This is a genomic window from Allobosea sp. NPDC055353, from assembly GCF_053644975.1.
The window spans coordinates 915,558-932,941 of the sequence record NZ_JBSHMC010000001.1 but is presented as its reverse complement, the minus strand read 5'-3'; the positions used below and the strand labels follow the sequence as shown (position 1 = coordinate 932,941).

The window sequence follows — 17,384 nt, the reverse complement described above, 5'->3', positions numbered from 1 at the left end:
CCTCAGCGCACGCGCGGATCGGCCAGGCGGCCGATGATGTCGGTCAGGAGATTGACCGCGATAAAGACGACGCCGACCACCAGCGTGCCGCCGAGCACCGCGTTCATGTCGGCATTGAGCAGCGCATTGGTGAGATAGCGGCCGAGGCCGGGCCAGGCGAAGATCGTCTCGGTCAGCACCGAGCCCTCCAGCAGATGCATGTAGGAGAGCGCGATCACGGTGAAGAGCGGCACGGCGGCGTTGCGCAGGGCGTGGCGCCAGATCACGGCGGTCTCGGAGACGCCCTTCACGCGGGCCGCGATGACATATTGCTGCTGCAGCTCGGTGATCATGAAGCTGCGCGTCATCCGGCTGATATAGGCGACGGAGAGCAGGCCAAGCACGAGCGCCGGCAGGATCAGATGCGAGAAGGCGTCCCAGAACGCCTCCCATTCGCCCTCCAGCGCGGCGTCGATCATGATGACGCCTGTTCTGGTGGTGACGATGTCCTGCCAGACGACCGAGATGCGCCCCGGTCCGGAGACCCAGCCGAGCTTGGCGTAGAACAGCAGCAGCGCCATCAGGCCGATCCAGAAGACCGGGACGGAATAGCCGACAAGGCCGACGACACGGGCGACCTGATCCTGCCAGCGGCCCTGGTTGACCGCCGCGAGGATGCCGAGCGGAACACCGATCAGGACACCGATCAGCGTGCCGAGCGTTGCGAGCTCGAGCGTCGCCGGGAAGACGCGCTTGATGTCCTCGACGACCGGGTTCGAGGTCAGCACGGATGTGCCGAGATTCCCGGTGAAGACCTTGCCGATATAGATGGCGAATTGCTGCCAGAGTGGCTTGTCGAGGCCAAGCTCGATGCGCGCCGCCTCATAGGTCTCGGGCCGGGCGTTGTCGCCGACGACGGCAAGCACGGGATCGATCGGGATCACGCGGGCGATGAAGAAGGTGACCAGCAGCAGGCCGAACATGGTGATGACCACGGTCGTCAGCTCGCGCGAAAGGGCGCGGCCCCAGCGGCGAAGCCTTCCCGGCGCCGCGGCCTTGGCTGTGGGAGCTTGCGTCACGGCTGTCATGACCCGCCTCCGTTTCTAAAGTGAGTTGGTTTTCACGGAATCACCGAGTCATCCCGGGCTTGACCCGGGATCCATTCCGGAGCGCTTCCGATACAGGTTCAGGCATGGATCCCGGGTCTCCCTTCGGTCGCCCGGGATGACAGCCCCTACCGCTAAAGGAAGCCCGCCGCGATCTTTCAGGATCGCGGCGGGCTCTGGAGCCAGGGGGCTCAGTTCTTGACGATGGTCGCGTAGCGGTTGGTGTCCGAGCTCGGTCCGATGACCCAGCCGTTCACGTTCTTGCGCTCGGCCGAAACCTCGATCTGCTGGAACATGATGACGAAGGGCGAGACCTTCTGGTGGTCGCGCTGCAGCGTCTCATAGGTCGCCTTGCGCTTGGCCGCATCGGATTCGAGCACGGCGCCCTGCGTGACCTTAGTCATCTGCGGGATGTCCCAGGCATTGCGCCAGGCCAGCGTCTTCGACTTCGCTTCCTCGCCATTGTCCTCGTTGATGGCGAAGGTCTCGGCATTGGTGTGCGGGTCGAGATAGTCCGGGCCCCACTGGCCGATATAGATGTCGTGGGTGCGGGCGCGGTACTTGGTCAGCGTCTGCTTGCCGTCGCCGGGGATGATCTCCAGCTTGACGCCGGCCTGGGCCCAGGTCGCCTGGATCGCCTGGGCGATATCGGTGATCGGCGCCACAGAGCGGGTGTCCATGGTGACGGTGAAGCCGTTGGCGAGGCCGGCCTTGGCGAGAAGCTCCTTCGCCTTGGCGACGTTGAGCGAATAGGGCTTGTCCGAGATCGCGCCGAGGAAGCCCTGCGGCAGGAAGGACTCGTGGCCCTTGTAGGTGCCTTCGAGGATGTTCTTCTCGATCGAGGCGTAATCGACCAGGAGCTTCAGCGCCTCGCGCACCTCGGGCTTGGCGAGGTTCGGGTTCTTCTGGTTCAGCCCGAGATAGAGGATGTAGCCCTTGTCACCCTGGACGATCTTGATCGCGTCGTTGCTCTTGACCGCCGCGAGCTGATCCTTCGAGAGATTGCGGGCGATATCGATGTCGCCCTTCTCGACCAGCAGGCGCTGCGAGGCCGGCTCGGCGACATGGCGCACGACGATGCGCTTGCTCTTCGGGGCGCCCCGGAACCAGCTCTCGTTGGCGTCGAGCGTGTACTGCTCGTTCGGGCGATAGCTGCGGACCTTGTAGGCGCCGGAACCGGCCGAATTCAGCTTCAGCCAGCCATTGCCCCAGTCGCCGTCCTTCTCGTTGGCCTTGACCAGCTTGGAGTCCACGATGGCAGCGACGCCGGAGGTCAGGCAGTTATAGAAGAAGGTCGGGGCGAAAGGCTTCGAGACCGTGATCTGGACGGTGTTCTCGTCGACGGCCTTGACCTTGTCGAGCACGTTTTCCGCGACGAAGCCGAACTGGCGCAGGATGAAGCCCGGCGACTTGTTCAGCGTCACCGCGCGCTGGAAGGAATAGACCACATCGGCAGCGGTCATCGGGTTGCCGGAGTGGAACTTGACGCCTTTGCGCAGCTTGAAGGTGTAGGTCAGGTTGTCGGGGCTGACGGTCCAGCTCTCGGCGAGATCCGGGATCAGCTCGTTGTTCTTGCTGATATCGATATTGATCAGCTTGTCGTAGACATTCGCGCCGACCTCGACGCCCGAGAACTCGAAAGCCTCGGCCGGATCGAGCGTGATGATGTCGTCGATCTGCTTGGCCATCACGATCGTGTCCTTCGGCGTCTGCGCGAAGGCGGCGGTGGTCGACATCAAGGCCGTGAAGGCCGAAACCGCCATCAATTTGGCTACGTGACGCATCGGATTCCCCATCGTTGTGTTGCGCGGACGCTTTGCCGCCCGTTGGGCGCTATCTGCAACCAGTCCCTAGTGGCTGTCCAGTCGACGAACGGCGAGGGAAAGGGCTCGTCGCGGCATTTTGCACATCTCTTGAGCAGCAACCCGGCGCTCGGGCAGCTTTCCGGCCTTGACGATGCCTTGCGCGCGCCGACCGCCCCGCTAACCTGACGTCGCCGGCGGCTTCCGCCTGGGATTAGGGGGCGAAACTTGGCCATCATCGCCGCGCTGAACCATGTCACGCATTACCGCTACGACCGGCCGGTCACGCTCGGGCCGCAGATCGTGCGCCTGCGGCCGGCGCCGCATTGCCGGGCCGGGATCGAGAGCTATTCGCTGAAGGTGACGCCGGCGCAGCATTTCGTGAACTGGCAGCAGGACCCGGCCGGCAACTGGCTGGCCCGATTTGTCTTTCCCGAGCCGGTCATGGAATTCCGGATCGAGGTCGATGTCGTCACCGAACTGTCGATCATCAACCCATTCGACTTCTTCGTCGAAGTGCAAGCCGAGACCTTCCCCTTCGCCTATACGCCCGAGCAGACGGAGGAGCTTGCGCCCTATCTGGTGACGGAGCCAGCCGGGCCGTTGCTCGAAGCCTTCCTCGCCGAACTGCCGCGCGAGCCGCTGAACACCGTCAACTTCATCGTCGACCTCAATGCCCGCCTGCAACGGCGCATCGCCTATGGCATCCGGATGGAGCCTGGCGTGCAGGAGCCGGAGCATACGCTGTCGATCGGTTCGGGCTCCTGCCGCGACACGAGCTGGCTCCTGGTCCAGGCGCTCCGGCATCTCGGCCTCGCGGCGCGCTTCGTCTCCGGCTACCTCATCCAGATGAAGGCGGATATCGATCCGCTCGAAGGCCCGCGCGGGACCGACAAGGACTTCACCGACCTGCATGCCTGGGCCGAGGTCTATATCCCCGGCGCCGGCTGGGTCGGGCTCGACCCGACCTCCGGCCTGCTCACCGGCGAGGGCCATTTGCCGCTGGCGGCGACGGCGCATTACCGCTCAGCCGCACCGGTCTCCGGCGTGGCGAGCTATGCCGAGACGACATTCGACTTCCAGATGAGCGTGATGCGCGTGCACGAGGTGCCGCGCATCACCCTGCCCTTCTCCGACGCGTCCTGGGGCGAGCTGGACGCGCTCGGCGACAAGGTCGAGGCCGATCTGCAGGCGCAGGATGTCCGTCTCACCATGGGCGGCGAACCGACCTTCGTCTCGATCGACGACCAGACCGGCGAGGAATGGAACATCGCCGCCGTCGGGCCGACCAAGCGCCAGCGCGCGGACACGCTGATCCGGCGTTTGCGTGAGCGTTTCGCGCCGGGCGGAATGCTGCATTATGGCCAGGGCAAGTGGTATCCGGGCGAGACCCTCCCGCGCTGGGCCTTCGCGCTCTACTGGCGCCGCGACGGCCAGCCGATCTGGCGCAATGCCGATCTCATCGCCCGCGAGCCCGGCGCGCAGACCGGCGGCGACCGCGAACTCGACATCGCCTCCACCATCCGCGATGCCGAGGCGCTGGCGCAGGGGCTTTCCGAGAAGCTCGGGCTCGGCGCCGACCATGTGATGCCGGCCTATGAGGACACCGGCGTCTGGCTGCTCAAGGAGGCGCAGCTGCCCGACAATGTCGACCCGCTCGATTCGCGCCTTTCCGATCCGGAGGAGCGCTCGCGGATGGCGCGGGTCTTCGAACTCGGGCTCGGCAATCCGCGTGGCTACGTCATCCCGGTGCAGCGCTGGCAGGCGGGCGCGAACGACCGCCGCTGGCGCTCAGAGAAATGGCAGCTGCGCCGCGGCAAGCTCTTCCTGGTGCCGGGCGACTCGCCGGTCGGCTACCGTTTGCCCTTAGGCTCGCTGCCGGTCGTGCCCAAGGCCGAATACCCGCATATCCACCCGCAGGACCCGATGGAGCCGCGCCCGCCGCTGGCCGCTGCCGGCCCCGCCGGAGCGAGCTGGACCGATCATCCCGAGGCACGGCCTGCAGAACCGGCCGCCACGGAGGAACGGCCCGGTCCGGCACAGATGAGCATCGGCGCAACTGCGGCGGCGGGTCCGGTCCAGGACCGGCGCGAGCAGGAGATCGGCGGCGAGCATGTCCGCACCGCGCTCAGCCTCGAAATCCGCGACAATGTGCTCTGCGTCTTCCTGCCCCCTGTCGAGCGGCTGGAAGATTATCTCGACCTCGTCGCCTCGGTCGAGGCGGTGGCGGAGGAACTCGGCCAGCCCGTGCATATCGAGGGCTATGCGCCGCCCTTCGACCCCCGCCTCGACGTCATCAAGGTCACGCCCGATCCCGGCGTGATCGAGGTCAACATCCATCCGGCGACGGACTGGCGCGAGGCTGCGGCGATCACGCAGGGCGTCTACGAGGAGGCGCGGCTGTCGCGGCTCTGCGCCGAGAAATTCATGGTCGACGGCCGCCATACCGGCACTGGCGGCGGCAACCATGTCGTGCTCGGCGGCGTGACCCCGGCCGATTCACCCTTCCTGCGCCGGCCGGACCTGCTCAAGAGCATCATCCTCTACTGGAACCGGCACCCGTCGCTGTCCTACCTGTTCTCGGGGCTGTTCATCGGCCCGACCAGCCAGGCGCCGCGCATCGACGAGGCAAGGCAAGATCAGCTCTACGAACTGGAGATCGCGCTGGCGCAGGTGCCCAGGCCCGGCGAAAAGCCGATCCCGCTCTGGCTGGTCGACCGGTTGTTGCGCAACCTTTTGGTCGACGTCTCCGGCAACACGCACCGCACCGAGATCTGCATCGACAAGCTCTATTCCCCGGACGGACCGACCGGCCGGCTCGGGCTGGTCGAGTTCCGCGGCTTCGAGATGCCACCGGATGCACGGATGTCGCTCGCCCAGCAACTGCTGCTGCGCGCGCTCATCGCCTGGTTCTGGCGGGAGCCGCTCGACGGCAAGCTGGTCCGGTGGGGCACGACCCTGCATGACCGCTTCATGCTGCCGGAGATGGTCTGGCAGGATTTCAAAGACGTGCTCGCAGACCTCAAACGCGCCGGCTATGCCTTCGATCCCGTCTGGTTCGAGGCGCAGGCGGAATTCCGTTTCCCGTTCTTCGGCAAGGTCGCGCATGGCGGCGTCGAAATCGAGATCCGGCAGGCGCTCGAGCCCTGGCATGTCATGGGCGAGGAAGGCGCGATCGGCGGCACGGTGCGCTATGTCGACTCGTCGATCGAGCGCCTGCAGGTCAAGGCGACCGGACTGGTGCCGGGCCGCCACCTCGTCACCTGCAACGGCCGGCGCCTGCCACTGACGCAAACCGGCGTTTCGGGCGAGGCCGTCGCAGCGGTGCGCTTCAAGGCCTGGCAGCCGGCCTCGGGCCTGCATCCGAAGATCCCGGTGCATGCGCCGCTGACCTTCGACATCGTCGATCTCTGGTCAGGCCGCTCGCTCGGCGGTTGCGTCTACCATGTCGCCCATCCCGGGGGGCGCAATTACGAGACACCCCCGGTCAATTCCTACGAGGCGGAGGCAAGACGGCTCGCGCGCTTCGAGGCGATCGGTCATAGTCCCGGCCCTCTGGCGATTCCGCCGGAGGAACGCAGCGCCGAATTCCCGCTCACGCTGGACCTGAGGCGCCCGACAGGGATCTGATCAGAAGAATGCCGGTGCAGGGCCGCATCCGATCGGGACGCAGCAGGGCCGAGCGGCGCGCATCGCTGCTTGCCGGCTATCGCCCCTTGCCGGGCGTCTGCGACGAATTCATCGACGAGAACGGGAATGTGCGCCCGCATTGGGAGCCGTTCCTGTCGGGCTGGTGCGCATTGTCGCCCTCCGAGCTGAACCAGCGCTTCGGGCTCGCCGACCGGCATGTCCGCGACACCGGCGTGTCCTATCGCGTCCATGGCGATATCGACGAGCGCGATCCGGGCGTCGGCGAGCGGGCCTGGCCGCTGTCGCATGTGCCCCTCGTCATCCCCGAGGCGGAATGGCAGGCGATCGCCGCCGGCGTGACGCAGCGCGCCGAATTGCTCTCGACCCTGCTCGACGACATCTACGGGCCGGGCGAATTGATCGCGGAGGGCCTCCTGCCCGCTGCCGTCGTCACCGGCAGCCCCGATTACCTGCGCCCGATGCACGGAATCGCAGGTGGCGGCACGCTCCAGCTCTATGCGGCCGATCTCGGCCGTGGTCCGGACGGACGCTGGTGGGTGCTGCAGGACCGGACCCAGGCCCCCTCCGGCGCCGGCTACGCGCTGGAGAACCGGCTGGCGCTGGCGCGCGCCTTCCCCGACATGTTCCGCAACATGAACATCGAGCGGCTGGCGGCCTTCTTCCAGGGCTTTCGAGCGGGGCTGGTTTCCAGCTCGAAACGTGTCGAGCCGCGCATCGCCCTGCTGACGCCTGGTCCGCTCAACGAAAGCTATTTCGAGCAGGCCTATCTGGCGCGCTATCTCGGCTTCCTGCTGGTCGAGGGTGGCGACCTGCTGATGCGCGAGGGCCGCGTGCATGTGCGCACCATCGCCGGCCTGAAGCGCGCCGACGTGATCTGGCGACGCATCGACGGCGATTTCGCCGATCCGCTCGAGCTCAATTCCCGCTCGGCGCTCGGTGTTGCCGGGCTGGTCGAGGCTGCCCGGCAAGGTCAGGTCCGCATCGCCAACGGGCTCGGCTCCGGGGTCGTCGAGGCACGCGCCCTGATGGGCTTCCTGCCAGCCCTGGCGCGGAAACTGCTCGGCCAGGACCTGATCCTGCCGAATATCGCGACATGGTGGTGCGGGCAGCCGCAGGAGCGGCAGACCGTGCTCGACAGGCTGGGCGAGATGAGCATCGCGCCGGCCTTCCGCGGCGCCGGCAACGGCACCGACGCGTCTCAGGTCGTGGCCGGCGAATTGCCGGAGGCGGATCGCGCCGCATTGCGTGGACGCATCGAGGCGCACGGCATGGATTATGTCGGGCAGGAGGTCGTCAGGCTTTCGACCATGCCGGTGTTCCAGAACGGCCGGCTCGAACCGCATCCGATGACGCTGCGCGTCTTCGCCGCCGCGACGCCGGACGGCTGGAAGGTGATGCCCGGCGGCTTCTGCCGGATCTCCGACGAGCCCGATGCGCGTGCGGTCAGCATGCGCAACGGCGTGCGCTCCAGCGATGTCTGGGTCACCTCGAAGGAGCCGGTCGCGCAGGTCACCCTGCTGCCGACGCCCGACCGCATCAGCATCCGCCGCGTCACCGGCACGCTGCCGAGCCGGGCCGCCGACAATCTGTTCTGGCTCGGACGCTATCTGGAGCGCGGCGAGGCGATCCTGCGTCTGGTGCGCGCCCTGCTCGGCCGCCTGATCGATCCCGACCCTGCGCCCGGCCGCAACGACACGGTGCGCCAGCTCGCCGGCATGCTCGTTGCCTGGGGCGCCGCGCCCGCCGGGCAGGAACGCCGGGCGCCGGCGGCACAGGCCTATGCCGCGCTCTACAGTCTCGACGATTACGGCTCGGCCGCCGCTTCGCTGCGCGAGGCGCGGCGCACCGCCTCGGGCATCCGCGAGCGCCTCTCCGTCGATGCCTGGCGATTGTTCGGTGACCTCCAGCGTCAGCTCGATCCCGAGGATGGGCGCAAGCCGAGCGAGGGCGAGGCCTACGAAATCGCCGACCGGGCGCTGAAATCGCTCGCCGCCTTCTCCGGCCTCGGCCAGGAGAACATGGTGCGCGGCAATGGCTGGCGCTTCCTCGATATCGGCCGGCGGCTGGAGCGAGGCATCGCGACCTGCCGCTTTGCCCGGCAATTCGCCGACAGCAACGCCTCGGGCGACAGCCTCGATGTCCTCCTCGACCTGACGGATTCGCAGATCACCTATCGCTCGCGCTACCTGCTTGGCGCCAGCCTGCAGCCCGTACTCGATCTCATCATGCTCGACCCCTACAACCCGCGCTCGGTCGCTTTCCAGGTCGAGCGTCTCGACACCGAGATCGCCAACCTGCCGACGCTTGCCGATGACGGCATGCTGGAGGCACCGCGCCGGCTGGTGCTGCGGCTCGCGGCCGATTGCCGGACGATGGAGGCGAGCCGCCTCGATCGCACCAGCATCCTGCTGTTCGAGCAGTTGCTGATGGGGCTCTCGGGTGCGATCGCCGATCGCTATTTCCTGCAGAACAGCGGCCCCGAAGGCTCGCGGATGACGAGCATCGCGTGATCTACGAGCTGCGCCACCTCACCACCTACGGCTATAGCCGGCCGGTCCCCTTTTCCCGCTGCATCCTGCGCCTGCTGCCGCGCGATGGAGCCGGCCAGCGCGTGCTGAAGAGCGAATTGCTGATCGCGCCCCGCCCGGCCGAGCGCAATGACGGGATCTGCTTCTTCGGCAACCGCATGACCACGATCACGGTCACCAAGCCGCATCGCGAGCTGAAGCTCGAGATGCGGGCGCGGATCGAGGTCGACCGGCCGCCGCCGCCCCATGCCGGGCTGACGCGGAAATGGGAGGATGTCGCGACGCTGGCGCTCGATTCCCGGAGTCTGGCACCGGATTCGCCGGCGCATCACCTCTATCCGAGCCGGCTCGTGCCGCATGTCCCGGCCGTGATCGACTATGCGCGGCCGTGCTTCGACGCCGGGCGCCCCGTGCTGGAAGCTGCCTGCGACCTGATGGCCCGAATCCGGCGCGACTTTACCTACGACCCCGAGGCGACCGAGGTGACGACGCCGCTGGCCGAGGCCTTCGACCAGCGCCACGGCGTCTGCCAGGATTTCGCGCATATCATGATCGCCGGCCTCAGGGGCCTCGGCCTGCCGGCGGCCTATATCTCCGGCTATATCCGCACCATCCCGCCGCCGGGCCAGAAGCGGCTCGAAGGCGCCGATGCCAGCCATGCCTGGGCAATGCTGTGGTGCGGCCCCGAGATCGGCTGGGTCGGGCTCGACCCGACCAATGACCTGATCGTCGCGGACGACCATATCGTCACCGCCTTCGGCCGCGACTATGCCGATGTCGCCCCGCTCGATGGCGTGGTGATTGGGCCGGGCACGCAGAAGGTCGGCGTCGCCGTGGACGTGGTTCCGGTCGGCTGAGCGCTCAAGCCGCGAGCGCAGCGCAGGCCTTCGCACAGGCGCGGCAGGCGGCGACGCAGGAATCCATGTCGCCAACGCGAGCGCAGTCTGTCGCGCAGGCCTCGCAAACCTCGGCGCATTCCCTGGCCATGTGACGGCCGTGGACTGAGTCCATCAGCAGCAGATGCGCCGTTGTCCGGCAGATTTCCGCGCAAGCCGCCATCAGGCGCAGATGGTCCGGCTCGGCATGAGCGCCGCCCACCTGCAGGCAGTGGGTCATCGCCATACCATGGCAGTGCTTGTAGCAGTCGAGCGCGAGGTCGGCTGCGTTGCGCGTCTTCGGGTCGAGATGATGCATGTCGCGGCTCCGATCGGGAGGGGTATCCCGATCAACCGCCGCGACCTGCGCCCTGTTCCGGTGGTCAGGCCAGCGTGTAGGCCGTCTTGACCGTGGTGTAGAACTCCTTGGCGTAGGCGCCCTGCTCGCGCGGGCCGTAGCTGGAGCCCTTCCGCCCGCCGAACGGCACGTGATAATCGACGCCCGCCGTCGGCAGGTTGACCATCACCATGCCGGCCTCGCTGTTGCGCTTGAAATGCGTCGCATGCTTCAGCGAGGTCGTGCAGATGCCCGAGGAGAGGCCGAACTCGGTGTCGTTGGCGAGGCTGAGCGCCTCCTCGTAATCCTTGACGCGGACGATGTTGGCGACCGGGCCGAAGACCTCCTCGCGCGAGATGCGCATGGCGTTCGTCGTCTCGGTGAAGAGCGCCGGCTGAAGATAGAAGCCGGGGGTATCGCGCTTCAGCAATTCGCCGCCGAAGACCAGCTTGCCGCCCTCGTCCTTGGCGATCTGGATGTATTTCAGGTTCTGGTCGAGCTGGCTCTGGTCGACCACCGGGCCGATATGGGTGCCGGCCTTGAGCGCATCGTCGACAACGACGCTCTTCAGGCGCTCGATGCAGGCCTCGACGAACCTGTCATGGATGCCAGCCTGAACGATCAGGCGCGAAGAGGCCGTGCAGCGCTGGCCGGTCGAGAAGAAGGCACCGTTGACGGCGACCTCGACCGCAACCTTCAGGTCGGCGTCGTCGAGCACGACCAGCGGGTTCTTGCCGCCCATCTCGAGCTGCACCTTCTTCATAGGATTGCCGGCGATGCAGGCGGCCGCGACCTTGCGGCCGGTGGGAACCGAGCCGGTGAAGGAGATCGCCGCAACATCCTTGTGCTCGAGCAGCGCCTGGCCGACGACCGAGCCGCGGCCCATGACGAGGTTGAGCGCGCCCTTGGGCAGGCCCGCGCGCTGCAGGATGTCGACCAGCGCCCAGGCCGAGCCCGGCACGAGATCGGCCGGCTTCAGGACGACGCAATTGCCCCAGGCGAGCGCAGGCGCGATCTTCCAGGCGGGGATCGCGATCGGGAAGTTCCAGGGCGTGATCATGCCGACGATGCCGACCGCCTCGCGGGTGATCTCGACGCCGACGCCGGGGCGCACCGACGGAACCATCTCGCCGCCGAGGCGCAGGCACTCACCGGCGAAGAAGGCGAAGACCTGGCCGGCGCGGGTCGCCTCGCCGATACCCTCGCCAAGGGTCTTGCCCTCTTCCCGAGAGAGCAGGCGGCCGAGCTCGTCCTTGCGGGCGAGGATCTCGTCGGAGGCCTTCTTCAGGATCTCGTAGCGCTCCTGCGGGGTGGAGCGGCTCCAGGCCGGGAAGGCAGCCTTGGCGGCAGCGACCGCGTTGTTCAGGTCCTCGACCGTCCCTTGCGTGTACTCGCCGACGACATCGTTGGTGTTGGAGGGGTTGATGTTGCGCGAGGCATTGGCGCCGCCGGCCCATTCGCCGGCGATGAGGTTCTTGAAGGGCGCGTTCATCTCTCTCTCCCACGAAACAGGCTCGTGGTTCGGGTGTTAGCGCCTTTGGAGCGGGAAGGCCAATGCCCAGGGCGACAGGCTATTTTTCCTTGATCGAAAGCCCGTTCTTGCCGACCGAGATTTCCACGCCGTCCGGCTGCTTCTTCTCCTGGTAGAGCGAATAGCCGGTAACAGCGAGCGCGGCGACGAGAACGAGAACGAGGACGACGAGGAGATGGCGCGACGCGAGCATGGAATATCCCTGATGATGGCGGCCGAGCCGCAAGCCCGATCCCAACGCGGGCCGGGCGGCGATGTTCCGCTGCAACGCCGGGAACGTTGCTTCTCGCGCAACGTTGGCATGGCGGACAGGCCGGTTTCCATGCGACGCTGGCCATGACAAGATCGCACCGGCAGGAGGTTGCCATGGCCGACACCGAACTGCAGGATCGCATCTGGGCTGCGCTTGCCGCCCACCCGGTCTACATGGTCTCGCTGGTCATCGAGGGCGACATCAGGACCAGGCCGATGTCCGGCCATCTCGACCGCGACCACCACCGCCTGCTGTTCATCACGCACCGGCATACCGGCATCATCGGCGCGGCCTTGCGCTCGCCCTCCGCCAGCGTGGCGATCAGCCATGAGGACCGCAATTTCTACGCCGCGATCTCCTGCTCGGCCTCCGAGGTCCCGAGCCGCGAGACGCTGCGCGAGGTCTGGACGCCGATGGCGAGCGCCTGGTTCCCGAACGGACCCGACGATCCGGACGCCACCCTGCTGGCGCTGACGCCGACCTCGGCCGAAATCTGGGATGGACCGTCGAGCAGCGTGCTCGTCGCCTTCAAGCTGGCGACGGCCAAGATCCTCGGCCGTACGCCCGATCTCGGCGTCAACGCCACGATCGACATGCGCTGAACCCGTTCAGGCCGGGTCGGAAGCAGCCATCCTGCGGCCTAGCCACGCAATCACGACACTCGACCAGACGACCCCGAGGGCCCAGCCGCCGAGGACGTCTGACGGCCAGTGCACGCCGAGATAGATTCGGCTGAGGCCGATCAGGCCGACCACGACCACCGCCATGATCATGCACAAGCGGGCGATGTCGGCCTTCTGCGAGGCCAGGCCGACGAAGCCAGCGATGGTGAGCAGCGTCACGGCCGAGAGGAAGGCGTGACCGCTCGGGAAACTCGCAGTGAAGGTCAACGCCGCGTGCTCGACGATATCCGGCCGTTCGCGAGCGATCGCGATCTTCAGGCCGGTGCTCGCCAGGAAAGCGGCGGCGAGGCTGACGACGAGCCCGATCGCGAGATGGCGGTAGCCGCAGAGCCAGAGCGCCAGCGTCGCCGTCAACGCCATGAAGAACAGTCCGACGAAGCTGCCGAGCGCCGTCATGTCGCGCACCGCCTCCTGGAACCAGGCCGGCCCGAGCGGAACCGCGGGGTTGGCGGCATCGCGGAACAGCATGATCAGCGTGGTATCGAGCGAGAAGCTGCGCCCGGAGACGATCAGCAGCGCGAGCCCGAGGAAGACCAGAGCGGCCGAGGCGGGAACAAGGATGCGTGGCTGGGGCAAGAAGCGCGATCTCCGAAAGGCCTGGGGCGGGAGACTACTGGAGGGTAGCGGGGTCGAACAGGCGGCGTTCCGCCGCCTGTGACTCACGGGCTTCGTCACGCGCTCGCCGGGCGGGCGGAGATCACGCTGAGCGCCTTGGGCAGGAGGCCGTAGCGCAACGGCCCGGCCTTGCGCTCGACCTCGCCGTCGAAGGTGATGTGCCCGCGGCGCTTGTCGCGCCGGGTCAGCGTCACCGCATCGCCGGTGAAGGAGGTCAGGTTATGCGAGTCGCGCCAGCGGCCCGAGACCACCGAGAGCGCCGCCTTGCTGCGCGAATAGAGACCGCCGGCATTCAGGACATGCACCTCGAAGACACCATCGTCGAGCCGTGGACGACGCCAGTCCGCGCCCTCGAAGCAGTTCACCGTGACGAGCACGGCATCGGCCTCGACGAGGCGATGGTCGTTGCCGATGGTGATGTCGAGCATGACCGGGCGGGTGAACAGGATCGAGCGCGTCGCGGCGATGCCGAAGGCAGCCGCGCGGCTGAAGGGGAAACGCCGGCGCGCGTATTCGCGCTCGCGTGCCATCAGGCTGAAGAAGCCCATGCCGGAGAGCGAATGGAACAGCCGGTCATTGACCCGGCCGACATCCATCTCCACCGGCTCACCCCGGCAGAGCGCCCCGACCTGCTGCTCCAGCGGGCCGGCGAGCCCGAGATCGCGGCCGAGCACGTTCACCGTGCCCATCGGCAGGATGCCGACCGGGCGGTCGGCCTGGATCAGGACCGGCAGGGCGCCGTTGATCGTGCCGTCGCCACCGGCGAGAACCGGCATCGCGTGGCGATCCTCGATCGCGAGGGACAGCGCATCGTCGATCTCGCGCGGGGGAACGAGGTGTACGTCGGCGCCGCAGCCATGGGCCGCGAAGGCAGCCTCCAGCCGCGAGGCGAAAGCATCCGCGCCGGCTTCAAGGACCGTTCCGGCGCGGGCATTGACGATGACGGTGTAGCGCATGGTGCTGGGGTAGATGGGTGGCGCCCGATCACGCGCAAGAGCACTTAAGCGGCGGCCGGGCGGGCGTCGAACTGTTCCGGCATCGATGGCATCAACGGCATCGGCACATCCTCGATCTCTTCGGTCACGACCTCGAAGCGCTGCAGGGTATGAGTTCCGAAGGAGTTGATCATCGCGACATCGGTCGCGTCGCGGCCGCGCGCGATGACGATGCGGCCGATGCGCGGCTCGTTGTGCCGGGCATCGAACGTGTACCAGCGCCCGCCGAGGAAAACCTCGAACCAGGCATTGAAATCCATCGGGGCGGGATTGGCGGGCACGCCGATATCGCCGAGATAGCCGTTGCAGTAGCGCGCCGGGATATTCATGCAGCGGCAGAGCGTGACGGCGAGATGCGCGAAATCGCGGCAGACGCCGATGCGCTCCTCGAAAGCCTCGGCGGCGGTACGGGTGTTGCGGGCGAAATGGTAGCCGAAGCTCAGGTGATTATGGACGAAGTCGACGATCGCCTGCACCCGGGGCCACCCCGGCTGGACCTGCCCGAACAGGCTCCAGGCCTGATCGTAGAGCTTGTCGGTCTCGCAGTAGCGGCTGCCCAGAAGGTAGACGAGCGCCGCATCCGGGAGGCGCGACGGAGAAACCTCGCGGGCGACCGGATTGATGAGATCGGGCTCGCCGGAATCATGGACGATCCCCTCCGATTCCAGCCTGATGCCGCCGGGCGGCGCGATCATGCGCCGACGAATATTGCCGAAGGCATCGAGATCCTGCGTCATCGTGATCGGCCGCGAGGGATCGGAGAGTGCGGTCAGCTTCATCTCATCCGGCGCTGTCAGATCGTGCCGGCGCGACGGGTGCACGTCGAGCAGGGTGATCAGGGGCATGTCATGGGCACAGACCAACTCGATCCGATAGCCGTAGCGGATGCGCATCTCGCCTTCTCCTGATGTGAGGGCCGGGACCGCTTCGCACTCGGGCTGCTGCGGATCTTCGGGCGTCGTAATCCCCCGTCGGCTAGACGCGCGAAGGGGTTCGACTGTTCCCGAAACTCTTCAAAAAACGTCCATCCGCCACAAATTCCGTGGGTCTCTGAAAAGCACTCCAAACAAGAAGATGCGGGCCTTTCGGCCCGCATCCCGCCGCCACGACGGTTCGGCTGGGGGGATAGCAACCGCCGCGACCTGCGCCCTGATCGTTTCCGCGTTCCTGCGAAACACGGAAACGATTCAAATGGTCGATTCAGCGCGTATTCGCTGGCGCGAATTCCCGGTTCTTCACGCGAACCGGCATCCGCTCGAAAACGCCCGGCCGCTACATCATCCAGTAGGGCATCGTGCCGTAGTAGTCGTGGACACGCTTGCCGTAAGCCTTGTCGTCCCAGTCGGGCTCGCCTTCGCTGTCATACATCGGCGCCGCCTCGAGCTTTTCCTTGGTCAGCGGCACGACATAGCCGCCGCGTTGCGTGTCGTAGTCGAGAACGCTCCACGGGATCGGGTGGTATTTCTCGCCCAATCCGAGGAAACCGCCGAACGACATGATCGCGTAGGCGACCTTCCCCGTCAGCTTGTCGAGCATCACGTCGTAGATCTCGCCGAGATGGTCGCCGGCCGCGTTGTAGACATCGGTTCCGGCAACGCGGGCACCCGCGATGAGCGGATTGGCGGTCGCAGTGGCGGTTGTCGCACTGGAGGTCATGGGAACATCGGTCATCGTCTTCCCCCTTGTTTCGCGATGGGATGCCGGAGAAAGCGCCCTCCGGCGGGACTTGCCTCACCAACCGGCGCTACGCCGATAGGTTCCGGCGCGACCGGGAAAATTCGCGGCCTTTGTGCGGACACAAAACCCGTCTCCAAAACTGAAGACAGATGGAAGAGGCCGTCAGCGTCTTGCTGCCCGGCGGAACCTTCGTCGCCCGACACTGTTTGGTGCTTCGAGCGACCCATCATCTCACGGAGGAGGAGAGATCATGATCATCAAGAAGCTGCTGCTGGTCGCAGCCATCGGCGCCGCGCTGGGCGCCTGTACGCCCCGCGAGCAGAATGCCGGCACGGGCGCGCTGATCGGCGCGGGTGCCGGCGCCATCATCGGCGGCGCCGCCACCGGCCGCGCCGGCGGCGCGCTGGCCGGTGCCGCGATCGGCGGCGCGAGCGGCGCGATCATCGGCGGCGCGGCGACGCGCCAAAGCTGCTACGGCCGGGACGAATGGGGACGCCGCGTGGTCTACGACTGCTGAGGCAACCGCATCCCAACGAAGGCCCGCCCCACCGGCGGGCCTTTTCTCTTGCGCGGATTTGCTTGGCAGTCCTGCCCTCAGGCCGCCCCATATGGCCCGAAGCGCCCGACGAAGCGGTGGCGGAAGCCGGGATAGAGCAGGCGCACGGCCGTCACCGGCTGCGACTGGTTCCAGGTTCGCCGTTCTACCAGCAGGCAGGGCTCGCCAACCGCGATGTCGAGCAATACCGCCTGCTCCTCGCCAGCGCCGATCGCGCTGATCGCATGTTCCGCCTGCGACCACAGACTGTGCTGCAGGAGCCAGTCACCAGGCGGGGTCTCGGCAAAGTTCTCCTCCACGAGCCCGCTCACGCCAGCGGCGTCGATGACACGCTCCTCCAGCACATGCGGCTTGCCGTCGGCACGGTGAAGGACGAGGAGATGCGTGACCTTGTCGGAGCGCTTGAGCCCGAACAGCTCGGCGACTTCCGGCGAGGGCCTGCCATCGGTGCGCGCCAGCACCTCGTAGGCGTAAGCCTGGCCGAGCTGGCGCACCTCTTCCGGGATCGAGAGGATGTCGAGCATGGCATGGCTCGTCGGCGGCGTCGCGACCACGGTTCCCGAGCGACGGCGGCGGATGATCAGCCCCTCGCGGGCGAGCTGCACAAGGGCGCGATGCACGGTCATGCGCGAGGCGCCAAGCTGCTCCATCAGCGCATGCTCGGGCGGCACGCTCGTGCCCGGCTGCCACTCCCCGCTGACGACGAGGTCGCGGATCGCCCGCCGGATCTGGTCATAGACCGGCCCGGCGCCGTCCAGTTTCACCGCGTCGAGCCGGGTCTCCGTCATCGTCGTCC

At 67.1% G+C, this 17,384-nt stretch carries 15 protein-coding genes; 5 read left to right on the top strand and 10 right to left on the bottom strand.

Going from position 1 to position 17,384, the window contains the following annotated elements; all coding sequences use genetic code 11:
- Positions 1 to 2 precede the first annotated feature (2 nt).
- Positions 3 to 1,067, bottom strand: a complete 1,065-nt coding sequence (locus ACWIEX_RS04225; protein WP_454031873.1) for an ABC transporter permease — start codon at positions 1,065 to 1,067, stop codon at positions 3 to 5.
- Positions 1,068 to 1,276: 209 nt separating this feature from the next.
- Positions 1,277 to 2,881: an ABC transporter substrate-binding protein gene (locus ACWIEX_RS04220; RefSeq protein ID WP_454031872.1), complete on the bottom strand. Its 1,605-nt coding sequence runs from the start codon at positions 2,879 to 2,881 to the stop codon at positions 1,277 to 1,279.
- 234 nt (positions 2,882 to 3,115) lie between these two features.
- Here ACWIEX_RS04220 and ACWIEX_RS04215 point away from each other — a divergent pair, with 234 nt between their 5' ends.
- Genes ACWIEX_RS04215 through ACWIEX_RS04205 form a run of 3 tightly spaced genes read left to right on the top strand, consistent with a single transcriptional unit; the run spans position 3,116 to position 9,923 of the window.
- On the top strand, positions 3,116 to 6,517 hold the full coding sequence (locus ACWIEX_RS04215) for a transglutaminase family protein (protein WP_454031871.1): 3,402 nt from the start codon (positions 3,116 to 3,118) through the stop codon (positions 6,515 to 6,517).
- An 8-nt stretch (positions 6,518 to 6,525) separates the two neighbouring features.
- Complete coding sequence (locus tag ACWIEX_RS04210) at positions 6,526 to 9,048, top strand: circularly permuted type 2 ATP-grasp protein (RefSeq protein ID WP_454031870.1); 2,523 nt, start codon at positions 6,526 to 6,528, stop codon at positions 9,046 to 9,048.
- Entirely contained in the window at positions 9,045 to 9,923 is an 879-nt protein-coding gene (locus tag ACWIEX_RS04205; RefSeq protein WP_454031869.1) for a transglutaminase family protein, read from the top strand. Before ACWIEX_RS04210 ends, ACWIEX_RS04205 begins: the two co-directional genes overlap by 4 nt.
- A 4-nt stretch (positions 9,924 to 9,927) precedes the next feature.
- Here the strand turns inward: ACWIEX_RS04205 and ACWIEX_RS04200 are convergent, their stop codons facing one another.
- The 3 genes from ACWIEX_RS04200 to ACWIEX_RS04190 all read right to left on the bottom strand — a co-directional run bounded on the left by ACWIEX_RS04200 (position 9,928) and on the right by ACWIEX_RS04190 (position 12,002).
- Positions 9,928 to 10,260, bottom strand: coding sequence for a four-helix bundle copper-binding protein (locus ACWIEX_RS04200; protein ID WP_454031868.1), 333 nt, complete (start codon positions 10,258 to 10,260; stop codon positions 9,928 to 9,930).
- A 64-nt stretch (positions 10,261 to 10,324) separates the two neighbouring features.
- Positions 10,325 to 11,770, bottom strand: a complete 1,446-nt coding sequence (locus tag ACWIEX_RS04195) for an aldehyde dehydrogenase family protein (RefSeq protein WP_454031867.1) — start codon at positions 11,768 to 11,770, stop codon at positions 10,325 to 10,327.
- 79 nt (positions 11,771 to 11,849) lie between these two features.
- On the bottom strand, positions 11,850 to 12,002 hold the full coding sequence (locus tag ACWIEX_RS04190) for a hypothetical protein (RefSeq protein ID WP_170843306.1): 153 nt from the start codon (positions 12,000 to 12,002) through the stop codon (positions 11,850 to 11,852).
- Positions 12,003 to 12,175: 173 nt separating this feature from the next.
- Here ACWIEX_RS04190 and ACWIEX_RS04185 point away from each other — a divergent pair, with 173 nt between their 5' ends.
- Positions 12,176 to 12,664 carry a pyridoxamine 5'-phosphate oxidase family protein gene (locus ACWIEX_RS04185; protein ID WP_454031866.1) on the top strand — a complete coding sequence of 163 codons (489 nt, stop codon included), beginning with the start codon at positions 12,176 to 12,178 and terminating at the stop codon, positions 12,662 to 12,664.
- A gap of 6 nt (positions 12,665 to 12,670) precedes the next feature.
- On the opposite strand, the gene ACWIEX_RS04180 is transcribed toward ACWIEX_RS04185, so the two are convergent.
- From ACWIEX_RS04180 to ACWIEX_RS04165, 4 genes are all read right to left on the bottom strand, one after another.
- Positions 12,671 to 13,321 carry a phosphatase PAP2 family protein gene (locus ACWIEX_RS04180; RefSeq protein WP_454031865.1) on the bottom strand — a complete coding sequence of 217 codons (651 nt, stop codon included), beginning with the start codon at positions 13,319 to 13,321 and terminating at the stop codon, positions 12,671 to 12,673.
- A gap of 95 nt (positions 13,322 to 13,416) precedes the next feature.
- Entirely contained in the window at positions 13,417 to 14,316 is a 900-nt protein-coding gene (locus ACWIEX_RS04175) for a diacylglycerol/lipid kinase family protein (RefSeq protein ID WP_454031864.1), read from the bottom strand.
- Positions 14,317 to 14,360: 44 nt separating this feature from the next.
- Positions 14,361 to 15,248: a transglutaminase-like domain-containing protein gene (locus tag ACWIEX_RS04170; RefSeq protein WP_454031863.1), complete on the bottom strand. Its 888-nt coding sequence runs from the start codon at positions 15,246 to 15,248 to the stop codon at positions 14,361 to 14,363.
- A 379-nt stretch (positions 15,249 to 15,627) separates the two neighbouring features.
- On the bottom strand, positions 15,628 to 16,026 hold the full coding sequence (locus ACWIEX_RS04165; RefSeq protein ID WP_454031862.1) for a PRC-barrel domain-containing protein: 399 nt from the start codon (positions 16,024 to 16,026) through the stop codon (positions 15,628 to 15,630).
- Between the two features lie 256 nt (positions 16,027 to 16,282).
- Here ACWIEX_RS04165 and ACWIEX_RS04160 point away from each other — a divergent pair, with 256 nt between their 5' ends.
- Positions 16,283 to 16,549, top strand: a complete 267-nt coding sequence (locus ACWIEX_RS04160) for a glycine zipper domain-containing protein (protein WP_200959588.1) — start codon at positions 16,283 to 16,285, stop codon at positions 16,547 to 16,549.
- A gap of 77 nt (positions 16,550 to 16,626) precedes the next feature.
- Here ACWIEX_RS04160 and ACWIEX_RS04155 read toward each other — a convergent pair whose 3' ends face one another.
- Entirely contained in the window at positions 16,627 to 17,376 is a 750-nt protein-coding gene (locus tag ACWIEX_RS04155; protein ID WP_454031861.1) for a UTRA domain-containing protein, read from the bottom strand.
- Between the last annotated feature and the right edge of the window lie 8 nt (positions 17,377 to 17,384).